Genomic DNA, 12,194 nt, shown 5'->3' with positions numbered 1-12,194 from the left:
ACAACAGCATGTTTTGCCGCATAGAAGCCTAAAAAGAAAATTGAAATATAAAATAGTATGGAACTGTATGCATCATTTAGTGGGATAAAGATAAACCCTAAGATTGTAAATAAAACACCGACAACTAAAAATTGTCCTTGCCTACTTTTTGTTAGATACTCAACCATTTCTAAAACCTCTTTCTTATTTTTTGTTTTTTTGCTTACCAATTATTACAAATCCATTTCATCTCATCTTTTCACTCCCCTTTATTTAGAAATATATATATAAAAAAGGGCACACCTATAGAACAGAATTAACTGTCCCACAGGTATGCCCTTATTATTTACATACTCTGCTGCCGCAAAAATTGCAGCCCGGCTGCATGGACCTTTTATATGTCCACCGCCTGTTCAGATCACAATGAATATAACCAACAAACAAAATCTGTTATATTCCAAAGCTTTCATTATTTAGTTTTAATATGCTTCATTGATTCTCATGTGACTATTATAACAAATTTTTTTTGAATTTCAAATCGCTTTTCCATTATTTGAACAGGGTAGAATAGCAATCGCAGCCATAAGCTTTGTGGCGGATCGAAGTCTAGGAAATGTATGCTTCCTTAGTTAGTTCATAAAGTTTTATTTCCACTTTTTTAAATAATTTTTGATATTCTTCTCCCATTTTTTGGTAAATTTCTAATAATTGCATCAATTCTTTTTTTTTAATAAATCACCCATGTGTTCACTCCTGTTCTCCCTCTGTTGTTTTGAATATTCATAATACTTTAAAGTTAATATTCTTATTTTACCCTATTCCGTTATACGATTGTTTGAAAGTATTCATATAATTATTTACTCTTTATACTATTTTCCTACCTGATATTTTCTGGATTTATTTTCATATTAGAAAACAAACAAATACGGGTCAACAAAATATGTTAATCTATCAATAATTAAAAATGAACATATAAAAAAGGTTCTTAATAAGGCTAAAAAAGACTTAGTAAGAACCTTTCCCAATTTTAAAAAATTATGGTTCTGTTGCAAAGTTTTCTGATAAACTGATTTTAAGGTAAAATGAATGGAAAAGATAGCTTGGAGGAATCAAGATGGATCATTTTAAAGGCAAGCAATTTCAGAAAGATGTGATTATTGTCGCCGTAGGCTACTACCTTCGGTATAATCTTAGCTATCGTGACGTCCAAGAAATCCTATATGACCGTGGCATTAACGTTTCTCACACCACCATCTACCGCTGGGTACAGGAATATGGAAAACTACTTTACACTATTTGGAAAAAGAAAAATAAACAATCCTTCTATTCGTGGAAGATGGATGAGACCTATATTAAAATCAAAGGGAAATGGCACTATCTTTATCGAGCAATCGATGCAGATGGTTTAACCTTGGATATTTGGTTACGTAAAAAACGGGACACACAAGCAGCCTATGCTTTTCTTAAGCGGTTAGTGAAGCAGTTTGATGAACCGAAGGTTGTAGTCACAGATAAAGCCCCCTCTATTACAAGTGCCTTTAAGAAACTAAAAGAATACGGCTTTTATCAAGGGACAGAACATCGTACCATTAAATACCTGAATAATTTGATTGAACAAGACCATCGTCCAGTAAAGAGACGCAATAAATTCTATCGAAGTTTACGCACTGCCTCTACCACGATTAAAGGCATGGAAGCCATCCGAGGATTATATAAGAAAACCCGAAAAGAAGGCACTCTCTTCGGGTTTTCGGTCTGTACTGAAATCAAGGTATTATTGGGAATCCCAGCTTAAATCATAGATACCGTAAGGGATTTTATTCTTTATTTAAAACTTTGCAACAGAACCAATTCACGTCTTTTGTTAACGCCAATAATCACTATGAGGCTATTAGGGATATGATTTAAGTTAAATAAGCTATTGGAATTTGGAATTGATTATCATTGTCATATAAGCCTGTTTGGTAATTGATTTAATATGTGTCATGTTATAGTATTGATAGGATGAAGAGAAAAAATTTTCACCCTACAATAAAAAAGGAGGGTTTTGAAATGAGTTTAGATTATTCAGATCGAGGGAAACAACCTGTTGTAGAAAATATTGAGGCGATGACTGTCGAAAATGAAAATTTTCGAACAACTATTTGGACTGGTGAAAAGTTACAAGTGACGGTTATGTCAATTGAACCTGGTGATGATATTGGCTTAGAGATTCATGAAGGAATTGACCAATTTTTGCGTATAGAATCAGGTAGTGGAGTTTGCAAGATGGGACCAAAAGAAGATGATCTTTCATTTGAAAAGCCAGTAAAAGATGATGATGCAATTTTTGTTCCTGCTGATACTTGGCATAATGTGGAAAATACGGGAGACGTTCCTTTGAAACTGTATACTATTTATGCGGGGCCAGATCATGTAAAAGGAACCGTTCACCCTACTCATGAAGATGCTAGAAACGATCCGAATGAAGATTAGAAATTAATAAATGACTAGATAATAAGCAACCCCTACTATTTGCCGGTAATTTTTCGGTAAGTAGTAGGGGATATTTTTTTCTAAAAACCGAATTTGCAAAGTGTGTAAAATTTGCTAACTATTATTCGAAAATGTCCACCATTCATAAACAAAAATTTGTTTCATAAGCGGTTGACAAATGAATGGTCGTTCATATATGGTTGTCTTAACATATGATTCTTGGTTCATATGAATGAATTTAATGGTTGAGGAGATGAAGTTAGGATGGATAATTCTAAAATGAATAATTTCGAACAACATAGTCATACACATAGCTATGTTGGTGAGCATACACACGAACATACGCATGATCATAGCGGTTCTGTTGCAAAGTTTTCTGATAAACTGATTTTAAGGTAAAATGAATGGAAAAGATAGCTTGGAGGAATCAAGATAGATCATTTTAAAGGCAAGCAATTTCAGCAGGATGTGATTATTGTAGCCGTGGGCTACTATCTTCGTTATAACCTTAGCTATCGTGAAGTTCAAGAAATCTTATATGATCGTGGCATTAACGTTTCTCATACGACGATTTATCGTTGGGTGCAAGAATATGGCAAACTACTCTATCAAATTTGGAAAAAGAAAAATAAAAAATCCTTTTATTCATGGAAAATGGATGAAACGTACATCAAAATTAAAGGAAAATGGCATTATTTGTATCGAGCCATCGATGCAGATGGTTTAACCTTGGATATTTGGTTACGTAAAAAACGGGACACACAAGCAGCCTATGCTTTTCTTAAGCGGTTAGTGAAGCAGTTTGATGAACCGAAGGTTGTAGTCACAGATAAAGCCCCCTCTATTACAAGTGCCTTTAAGAAACTAAAAGAATACGGCTTTTATCAAGGGACAGAACATCGTACCATTAAATACCTGAATAATTTGATTGAACAAGACCATCGTCCAGTAAAGAGACGCAATAAATTCTATCGAAGTTTACGCACTGCCTCTACCACGATTAAAGGCATGGAAGCCATCCGAGGATTATATAAGAAAACCCGAAAAGAAGGCACTCTCTTCGGGTTTTCGGTCTGTACTGAAATCAAGATATTATTGGGAATCCCAGCTTAAATCATAGATACCGTAAGGGATTTTATTCTTTATTTAAAACTTTGCAACAGAACCGTTCGTCGAAAGTTCTCATTGGTTGAGGATAGGCATGTTCAAAACAATCAGTCCGATATCCTTTTAATCCAGTTGCTGCACTATATAAAAAATTTCATCATAGTTTCGCCCTAGTCGTTCCAAAGATTCGATGACAAAAATATCCTTCTTCCTTAAAAAATGAAGTTCTTTTTGCAATTATTCTCGTGAGGTCTTCTTTTAACTACATAAAATTGTAACCACTGGTTTTAAGAGTAGTGTATCATCCCAAATCATATAATTAATTGACTGCGATTGTTATAAAACTCACGGTAAGCCATATAACTAGCAATAAACGAAGAAATCGCAGTAACTGAAATCAACATAAACATCACAACAATTTGGTAACGAATCGCTTGAACAGGATCAATTCCCGCAAAAACCAACCCTGACATCATACCTGGTAGGCTGACAAGTCCAACCGTTTTTGTTTGGTCAATTGAAGGAGCCATGCCCGTTTTGACGCTTTCTCTTACAATACTCATGGACGCTTGTTTTTTATTGGCTCCCAATGCCAATTTTTCCAATACCTGTTGGCGTTGGTCCGTAAATTTTGAATTCAAAGACCGATAGGTCACTCCAATCGCAGTCATGGCGTTGCTGGCAATCATGCCTGTAATTGGAACGATTTGGGAAGGGGACCAGTCAATGACTCCTGAAAAAACAAGAATGAGTAAGGACAAGGCTGTTCCTACTCCAATAGCCGTCGTTGAAATTTTAAAAGAGCGGTTGATCCCCTCACTGCGTGTATGGGCGTTATAAGAAGCGTTGAACACAATGAACAAAACCATCGCTAAAGTGAGAAAGTTGTTATCCACTCGTAATACGTAGCTCAATACATATCCAATAAGGAATAATTGAACGACAGCGCGAATTCCCGCAATAAAAATGTCGTTTCCTAATCCCAATTTCTCTTTGTAATCAATCAACAAGGCAACTATCAAGAGGACAGAGGATAAAAGCAAAGAAAGATTACTGATTTCCAAATTGTTTGTCATTTCGATTCCTCCATTTTTCCACCTTTGATAGTAATCAGACGAGAAGCTTGGTCGATTTCTTCCTGGTTGTGAGTGACGGCCAACACCGTAGTTTGTTGGTCTTTCATCATGTCTCGGACTAAATCAAGGACAATCGCTCTGTTTTCTTGGTCCAATGAACTGGTAACTTCATCCAGGAGCAACACTTTCGGTTGATACATCAAATTTCGGACCAATGCAACCCGTTGTTTTTCCCCTCCTGATAGTTCCTTGACCTCTTTCGATAAGTAAGTTTCAGGTATTTGAACTCGTTCTAACAATTTTTTTGCACGCTCCCGATCAAATCCTTCTTCTCTTATGCGGGCAGGAAAAGACAAGTTCTCTTGAACTGTCTCATCGAATAGAGAAGCGTTTTGAAAGAAATAAGAGACTTCTTTTCTATACTCCACAGAATCGATTTTTTGCAGATCCGTACCTCGATAATAAATTTTTCCGGAAGTTGGGGAAAGCAGCGTACCAATTAATTTCAAAAGGGTACTTTTTCCACTTCCAGAAGGACCAGAAAAAACAATCACTTCCCCTTTGTTTACTGTAAAAGAGATATCTTGAAGGATTTGGTTTCCGTTTGCCTGAAAACCAACCTTCTCTAATTGAAACAATGAATCACTCATACCACTTCTCTCCTTTATAAAAAAGCCCTGCACCAGTGGACCATCCATACGGGTGCAGGGCTTTTGTTTCATCCTAGTGTACCTCAGTGTTCGTTTGGATCGTTTTTGGCGTCTTCATGAGTAGGGTGAACCGTTCCTTCAAGGTGATCTGGACCAGCATAAATGGTATACAGTCTGAGCGGCTTATCACCGGTGTTTTCGATGTTGTGCCACATGTCCGCCGGAACAAATACGGCGTCATCATCCATCACTTTTTGTTGAACATGTAAGTTATCTTTAGAAGGCCCCATTTTACACACGCCTTCTCCTTCTTCAATACGGATAAATTGGTCAATGCCTTCGTGCACTTCCAAACCGATGTCATCGCCCGGTTGAATGGACATTACGGTGACTTGCAGTTTACTGCCTGTCCAAATGGTCGTCCGGTAATTATCATTTCCTGTGGTGGCGTCTTCAATATTAATGATATACGGCTTCTTCCCATGATCCTTGTAGTCTATTTCCATCTTCCATTCCTCCTAGTCTTTGTACTGAAACAATGATACCTACTTCTTATTTATAATAATTCTAATTAATGGTACCACATCTAAAATTCTATGCAAAAAAATTGGCTTTTTGGAGAGCGATTCTAAACAAAGACCATATAACCCGCAATTACAATTGGTACCCCTTAATCCTCAGCACATAAAGGAAAAAATATGGAATCAAAAAATAACCGATATGTACTCTGGTTATGACTTGAATCAGGGAGAATTTCAGAGACGACACATCATACTTTTTTAGTTTGCACTTGTAAACTAACTAGCGTACATTAATTGTAGCCTATCCAGATCTTTATAAATGTAATTAAAGCAGCGATTCCTGTTAGGACTGCAGGGACGAACATTACGTATGTTGATTCAATTACGTACGCATCTACAAGGTATCCTTGCATTACAGAAAATGCAAGAACTGAAATGATATTCAATATAGTAATAATATAAAGTAAGTAATTTTTATATTTTTCTCGATTATTATCCTTTTTATAGACTATAAGTAACAAAAACACTTGTAGCAAAAATGGGACAACAGTAAGAAAAAAACCGATATTTTCTAACATCAAATCAACCTCTATTCTAAAAAATTATTTATGCTACCAATTTGATCGGTATAAGAGAAGCGCTCTTTAGTTTTCATATTTACTATAGTTGGAACTTCGGTTATCTCTAACTCATTAATATACCATAAAGTAGAAGGATTAGTTTCTTTTGTGTCCGTATCTATAATCAAGAATTTTTTATCTTCATATTGAGAAGATAAAAATAGTTTAGGGGCAAATGCATTGCAATACGGACAAGATTCTCTTGTAAATAGTACATAGTCAAAGTTATTAATATCTGATTTAGTAGTCACTGAAGTTTTTGCAGAGATTTCTTTTTCATAATAACTATATGAAAATACTGATCCAGAGGTCAACTGATTTTTAAACAAAAATAATACAAGCAAAATCGAGGTCAAAGCAAAAATACTTGAAATAACTTTAATTACTATTCTCATTAAGGATTACATGCCTTTGCAACAGTACCAGCAAACGTCTTCCATTTCCTTTTTTTTCAAATACGTCCTCAATTCTATCAATTTTTTTGCAAGGATTAAACTACCTTTTATCAACTTGATTCATTAGTTATAAAGGATTTATTATTTAACGAGCTGTATTAATAATACGTTTTATTTTAATTACATACATCGTTTTTATTCTAAAAAGTAAAATTTATTTTGCTTCAAACAATATGTTCAAGACACTTGGTATTTATCCAATTTAGCATCATCTATTTTTATGTTATTTTATAAAATGTTTTAATCTCATGATATTGTAACCCCTTTCTCAAATTTAAATTTAGTGTTATACTATAAAAAAAGGGGATTAAACTATGTCGAAAATATGTTTTACGCTAACTTCAAATTCTGGTATAGGAACAACTACAATATTCGCTACTCACGCTAGACTTAATATAGATGATTTATTAGCTTATTTTTCTGAATATTATAATGTAACAGCAGATTACCCAGAAGATAAAGATACTGTCGATATACTTGTTATCCCAGATTCCTTTGTAGCATTCATTAATAAACGCAATCTACCTGTTATTAAGGTACCTACAATTTTATTTTTAGAGAGGGACTTTGAGAAAATCAAGTTTTATATTGATAACTATTTTTTGGAAACTTCAAAAAACAAAATTCAGGTAGACAAAATATAATTCATTATTTAACAGTAGCTCTATTCAATGTCTCAGAATTTTTCATTGTTCACTCAGTTTCTTCATGCGTATGAAAGGTATTTCAAGTACCTGATGGATTTAGAATACCGAGGAGATAGTTTGTTAAATTACGAAACAATGGTGGTACTTAGGCCTTTTTTTAAGAAAGAAAAGCGATCTTTTTTGCCCTCTACGTTCCAGCCGTTTCCACCACTTAGGAGGACAAAAAAAATAGACGTGCAAGGCACATCTGTAGAGCAAAAGGTTGATATTTCACTGAAATCTTGCTATACTAACTATGTAAAGAGGAGTTGCGCTAACAACTCCCCTACAGCACCGTTTAAGACGGTGGCAGTACTATTATTTAAACGAAAATAACCGTGACCTGCTAAAGTAGACGGTTATTTTTTTTTGTCATTTTTCACTGCTGTTAGGATGCCAAAGATGATCGTTGCGATTAAAGAACCGAAACTAATCATTAGCCCTAATGCTTCAGCTACAGACAAAAAGCTTCTCCTTTCTAAAGAGTGAACACTTACTTTCATAAGCATCACCACCTTCCAAAAGATAGCCACCGTCACAAACTTTACTGTACTCATATTATACCATAACCCACGCTGAAAACCTATATTTATCAAGGTTTTTAGCGTTTTTTATCAACATTATTTAAGCCAATAAGCTTGTTCCTTCAGTCGCTCCAGCCACCACCACCGCTCCTTCAGAAACCGTGTTGTGGACACAACCCGAAGTGATCAATAGAAAAAAGTACCAGCATCAGGCAGAGATCTCTTGTTCTTTTAAAGCTAAAATAGACAAAGCATTCGCAAACTGCAGTAAGCTGGATTGAGAATCATCGACGATCACATTTTTCTGATAATGGATCCGATCGCTCACATGATTGATAATCCGTAGACAAAACGCATCAAAAAAATCTTTCGTCTCCGATCGGTGATTTCTGGTTTATATGGATGGCTAGTGGCCGTCAGACCCAAAGAAAATAAATGGTGAAAATAAAGAAACTCTTGTTTGAACTGCTGATTTTCTTGAACAAAGCTAGAGTGTTTGATTTCTGGTATATCTTGGTCTAAGAGCGAATACGTAGAATGGATCGGCGGCATCCTCGTCAATCCCATCCTTTCTCTTGAAACAAGATAACTAGAGAGCATCGATCCGATCTCTCTTTTGGTTTTATCCCAATCAATCACCTTTTTTTCAGGTAATTCAAATTGGTGAACATCAAATAATCGCACGTTTTTCCTCTTTTCATATTAAAGTAGTCACTGTTGTATGAGTATGGTTTACTCATACAGGCTTTGGCTAAGACGAAGGTGTAGCTTATACTATTGTCATTTGTTTTTTAGACACGAAAAAGCCCACGAGAGAATCATCGTGGGCTTTTTATAGATTAACTTATATCAGAGAATCAAACTCTAATATTAGTTAGAAATAAATAATGCACCTGAATAAGTTGCAATGTAAGAATTTCCACTTTTTTTAGATGATTGGAAAGTCAAAGTTCCTCTGTACCAAGCATTATATTTATATTCACTATATTTTGTACTTGATGGAAAATTTGTATTGCTGAAGGTCATTGTAATTGTTTTGTTATACGATCTGATTGGGACAACAGCTGCGGCTATAAAACCAGAATCGTTATTGTTACTTTTTTCTGGTTCGACTGAAATCCCTTCTAAAGAACCTAAATACCCCTTTTCAAATTCTAAATACTGCTCATCGTTCACTTCTACTTTTGCACTATTACCATTTATCTCTGCGTTATCAGTAACCGTAGAAGCATTTGCCTCATGTGAAAATACCATAAAAGATCCTAACGCAAGTAACATAACCATCAATTTTTTCATGCAATTAACTCCTTCTTATAAATATTTTTAAATTTTAAAAATACCATGAAGAATTTTTTAATCAATAAATCTATTTTGAACGATCCAACAATCATTATTTATTCTTCAACACTTAGAAATTGACTAGCTATTACCAAAATAGTAAGCTAAAGCTATGTTGATTATATGAGGTTAAAAAATCCAATAAGTGCACCTTTTATTTTCAACTCTCTCAGTGCCAACGTTACCAAACGTTGGCACTTTTTTGAGTTTTATTTCTGCAATCATTGGCTTTTGTATAATTAAAAAGGTTAATAATCATTTGACACATCAATTGCCGAACTGCTTTGTGCAAATGGATCCGTTTCTTGTTTTGGTAGCGGCGGCGGTGTTGGTTTGTTTTTTTCAGCTGTTTCGTTGGATTCATTCGCACGCTGCTCAGACACATCTTTTGATTCCATTAATTGAAACGTCTCTGCCACGACTTCTGTGACGTACACTCGCTGTCCTTGTGGGTTATCGTAAAATCTTGTCTGAATACGTCCAGTCACGCCGAGAAGCGTCCCTTTCTTTGCGTAAGTGGCAAGGGTTTCGGCTGGTTTACGCCAAATGACACAATTTATGAAGTCAGCTTCTCTTTGACCGCTTTGATTGGTAAAATTTCGATTCACGGCCAAAGTGAACGTGACCACTGCAGCACCGTTCGGTGTAAATTTTAATTCTGGATCTCTCGTTAATCTTCCTACTAATACGACGTTATTGATCATGCTTTATTCCCTACTTTCTTTGCTTTTTTTGGCGCATTGACAAATGAGACAAAAGTGATCTGTCCCGTATCGCTCAACTTGATTTTTGCATTATAGAAGGTGACACCATTGTCGGTAGAAAACATAAAAGTGCAGTCATTACTCTAGTGGAACAATTGTCCAAAGTAATCATTACGTTAAAACCTACTGGTAGACAAGCCAAGGATATTGAAAATAGATTGAATCAGTGGTTTGAAGCTGTCCCTAAACATTTATTTAAATCAATTACATTTGATTGTGGAAAAGAATTTTCTAATTGGAAAAGTATTAGCAACATCGATGTATCCTTAACAAGAACAAGCAAGTGGACGGATTTATAGTCCACTTGCTTGTTCGATAAATTTATTTGATATAAATATAGTGATTCGGTATAATTTTCACAATATTTAAACTTTTCAAAATATTAAATGTTCGGGTGAGAAATTCGAAAGAAAGGAGTAGATATAAAAAATATGAAGCGTTCAAAACAATAAATTCTCTGATTTGTATTCCCAAGTTTCTACATGGGAAAAACTGGGAAAACGTATACTACCAATGAAAATGGTATTGGGTATTCTGTTGTTGAAATTAGTACTGAAAATATATTTGAAGTGCCAGCCAGTCTTCCTATTACAGCTACAGATTATGAAAATGGCGTATTAGTTGATTACGATGGAAATGACAATGATTTTCAAGTGACATGGACAACAAGCGGAAATATGAGCGAAACGGTACACATGGATTCGAGTTTTAACGTTATAGACGAAACAACTGGAAAAACAGTTTCTAGTGAAGATATGAAAGTTGTAAAAAATGTTTTTACTAATGTGAAAGATAAGTGGAATCAAATCAATCAAAATTTGCAATAGTTTGAAGTGTTGTGCATGAAGAAATATTTGTTTTTATTGGGAGTAGTTGTGTCTTTGGGCGTATTGTTTTCTAAAAATGTTGAAGCTTCAGAAACGAAGGTCGCTACTATTTGACAACGAAACGGTAGCTTTAGAAAAAGTTGAAGACTTAGAAACAATTAGCTCGATTTTAGAAGAATATGGTTACTCGACAGAAGAAGTTGGATCTGTATATAAATATACTGTTGAAGATCCTGTACCAGTTTTTAATCGCACACGTGCTTACAGAGTGGATGTTCTATCTGCAGCTTATAGAAAGCATAAAATTGCTACAGGAGCAGCAGTTGGGGACTATTATAATAAGCGCTATAAGGCTTTAAATGTTCGAAATGGTTATGAATGGATAAGTGGGTATGCAGTTTATGTCAAGCAGGTAAGCACGACAGAGGAAGTTCTGGATCATATTCGAGTTTATAGGACATGGTAATATGCCATCTAAAAAAGTGATTCTTGAAAGGAAATAAGAGGTATTTAGAAATGAAAGTATTATTAGGCTCACAAGTAGACATTCTATTTTTAAACGATAAAATAGAAAATATTAGAGGTACAGTAATAAATATTTTTGAAGATTCTATGAGAGTAGAAGTTGAAACAACAAAAAAGCATTTAATCATATTGAAAACAGCAATCGCAACAATAACACTTTTGGATTAACTCAGTTAGTTTAAATATAGTTAACACAAGACGCCCGTCAATCAAACGATTGACGGGCGTTCTTTGTGATTTTCAATTGGTCTAGCTATGTTGAAAGCCTAAAACGTCGGTAAATCAAGCTTCTTCTCTTTGGGTCTTTTGTGAAGAAACCGGGGGGACGAGTTGGAACGGTGTTATGTTCCAAGCAGGACTCGTCGCAAGATAAGCGAAATGTTGCTTTTCTAACAAGCATAAAATGCAGCGGACTTGATCCGCTGTTTTGTCAGACGCAATGGCCAGACATTCCACAAAGTCAGCAGGCAAGGAGAAAACGGAACGATTCGCTGTCTGCCAACCAGTGACGATCGTTGGATCAAATTCATACCTACGACAAAAATCACCCACTGATAAACCAAGGTGACCTACGATATACGCAGTCACAGGATAGCTGGCAACATAAGCTGAAAACGACATACACAATTCATCCTTTCAACACTATC

Annotated in this window: 16 protein-coding genes, 1 pseudogene and 1 riboswitch; of the genes and pseudogenes, 8 read left to right on the top strand and 9 right to left on the bottom strand. The window is 35.2% G+C overall.

The features are described 5' to 3' along the window. Positions 1 to 297 precede the first annotated feature (297 nt). Positions 298 to 406, bottom strand: a riboswitch (NiCo riboswitch). Positions 407 to 1,093: 687 nt separating this feature from the next. From IGJ25_RS17125 to IGJ25_RS17115, 3 genes are all read left to right on the top strand, one after another. Then, positions 1,094 to 1,774, top strand: a complete 681-nt coding sequence (locus IGJ25_RS17125) for an IS6 family transposase (protein ID WP_031645850.1) — start codon at positions 1,094 to 1,096, stop codon at positions 1,772 to 1,774. Between the two features lie 257 nt (positions 1,775 to 2,031). Then, positions 2,032 to 2,454 carry a cupin domain-containing protein gene (locus IGJ25_RS17120; protein ID WP_002341373.1) on the top strand — a complete coding sequence of 141 codons (423 nt, stop codon included), beginning with the start codon at positions 2,032 to 2,034 and terminating at the stop codon, positions 2,452 to 2,454. A 432-nt stretch (positions 2,455 to 2,886) separates the two neighbouring features. Next, positions 2,887 to 3,567, top strand: coding sequence for an IS6-like element IS1216 family transposase (locus IGJ25_RS17115; RefSeq protein WP_162985213.1), 681 nt, complete (start codon positions 2,887 to 2,889; stop codon positions 3,565 to 3,567). 305 nt (positions 3,568 to 3,872) lie between these two features. On the opposite strand, the gene IGJ25_RS17110 is transcribed toward IGJ25_RS17115, so the two are convergent. The 4 genes from IGJ25_RS17110 to IGJ25_RS17095 all read right to left on the bottom strand — a co-directional run bounded on the left by IGJ25_RS17110 (position 3,873) and on the right by IGJ25_RS17095 (position 6,823). Beyond that, positions 3,873 to 4,637, bottom strand: coding sequence for an ABC transporter permease (locus IGJ25_RS17110; protein ID WP_002337614.1), 765 nt, complete (start codon positions 4,635 to 4,637; stop codon positions 3,873 to 3,875). Further along, positions 4,634 to 5,287, bottom strand: a complete 654-nt coding sequence (locus IGJ25_RS17105) for an ABC transporter ATP-binding protein (protein ID WP_413118968.1) — start codon at positions 5,285 to 5,287, stop codon at positions 4,634 to 4,636. The genes IGJ25_RS17110 and IGJ25_RS17105 overlap by 4 nt, the downstream gene beginning before the upstream one ends. Positions 5,288 to 5,370: 83 nt before the next feature. Next, positions 5,371 to 5,793: a cupin domain-containing protein gene (locus IGJ25_RS17100; RefSeq protein ID WP_002307506.1), complete on the bottom strand. Its 423-nt coding sequence runs from the start codon at positions 5,791 to 5,793 to the stop codon at positions 5,371 to 5,373. 604 nt (positions 5,794 to 6,397) lie between these two features. Further along, a complete protein-coding gene (locus tag IGJ25_RS17095) occupies positions 6,398 to 6,823 on the bottom strand; it encodes a thioredoxin family protein (protein ID WP_086293238.1) in 426 nt (141 codons plus the stop codon). A 374-nt stretch (positions 6,824 to 7,197) separates the two neighbouring features. Here IGJ25_RS17095 and IGJ25_RS17090 point away from each other — a divergent pair, with 374 nt between their 5' ends. Beyond that, complete coding sequence (locus tag IGJ25_RS17090) at positions 7,198 to 7,527, top strand: hypothetical protein (protein WP_333719112.1); 330 nt, start codon at positions 7,198 to 7,200, stop codon at positions 7,525 to 7,527. Between the two features lie 401 nt (positions 7,528 to 7,928). Here the strand turns inward: IGJ25_RS17090 and IGJ25_RS17085 are convergent, their stop codons facing one another. From IGJ25_RS17085 to ssb, 4 genes are all read right to left on the bottom strand, one after another. Then, a complete protein-coding gene (locus IGJ25_RS17085; protein WP_221928441.1) occupies positions 7,929 to 8,072 on the bottom strand; it encodes a putative holin-like toxin in 144 nt (47 codons plus the stop codon). Between the two features lie 345 nt (positions 8,073 to 8,417). Next, positions 8,418 to 8,777: a transcriptional regulator gene (locus tag IGJ25_RS17080; protein ID WP_236596215.1), complete on the bottom strand. Its 360-nt coding sequence runs from the start codon at positions 8,775 to 8,777 to the stop codon at positions 8,418 to 8,420. A 186-nt stretch (positions 8,778 to 8,963) separates the two neighbouring features. Next, entirely contained in the window at positions 8,964 to 9,389 is a 426-nt protein-coding gene (locus IGJ25_RS17075) for a hypothetical protein (protein ID WP_201706002.1), read from the bottom strand. 290 nt (positions 9,390 to 9,679) lie between these two features. Then, positions 9,680 to 10,135 carry a single-stranded DNA-binding protein gene (gene ssb / locus IGJ25_RS17070; protein ID WP_333719111.1) on the bottom strand — a complete coding sequence of 152 codons (456 nt, stop codon included), beginning with the start codon at positions 10,133 to 10,135 and terminating at the stop codon, positions 9,680 to 9,682. 80 nt (positions 10,136 to 10,215) lie between these two features. Here ssb and IGJ25_RS17065 point away from each other — a divergent pair. From IGJ25_RS17065 to IGJ25_RS17050, 4 genes and pseudogenes are all read left to right on the top strand, one after another. Continuing rightward, positions 10,216 to 10,449, top strand: a pseudogene (locus IGJ25_RS17065) (IS30 family transposase); the annotation flags it as partial. Positions 10,450 to 10,677: 228 nt separating this feature from the next. Then, positions 10,678 to 11,022 (top strand): hypothetical protein, encoded by a 345-nt coding sequence (locus tag IGJ25_RS17060; protein ID WP_333719110.1) that lies wholly within the window; start codon positions 10,678 to 10,680, stop codon positions 11,020 to 11,022. Between the two features lie 76 nt (positions 11,023 to 11,098). Next, a complete protein-coding gene (locus tag IGJ25_RS17055) occupies positions 11,099 to 11,488 on the top strand; it encodes a hypothetical protein (protein WP_333719109.1) in 390 nt (129 codons plus the stop codon). 50 nt (positions 11,489 to 11,538) lie between these two features. After that, the gene (locus IGJ25_RS17050; protein WP_010748115.1) at positions 11,539 to 11,715 is read left to right on the top strand and encodes a hypothetical protein; all 177 of its coding nucleotides are present in this window, start codon (positions 11,539 to 11,541) and stop codon (positions 11,713 to 11,715) included. 114 nt (positions 11,716 to 11,829) lie between these two features. On the opposite strand, the gene IGJ25_RS17045 is transcribed toward IGJ25_RS17050, so the two are convergent. Beyond that, positions 11,830 to 12,168, bottom strand: a complete 339-nt coding sequence (locus tag IGJ25_RS17045) for a hypothetical protein (protein WP_438779482.1) — start codon at positions 12,166 to 12,168, stop codon at positions 11,830 to 11,832. Positions 12,169 to 12,194 lie beyond the last annotated feature (26 nt).

The organism is Enterococcus sp. DIV0240d, assembly GCF_051711245.1.
Classification (GTDB): domain Bacteria; phylum Bacillota; class Bacilli; order Lactobacillales; family Enterococcaceae; genus Enterococcus_D; species Enterococcus_D casseliflavus.
The sequence above is the reverse complement of the archived record's forward strand: the minus strand, read 5'-3'. Positions and strand labels throughout refer to the sequence as shown.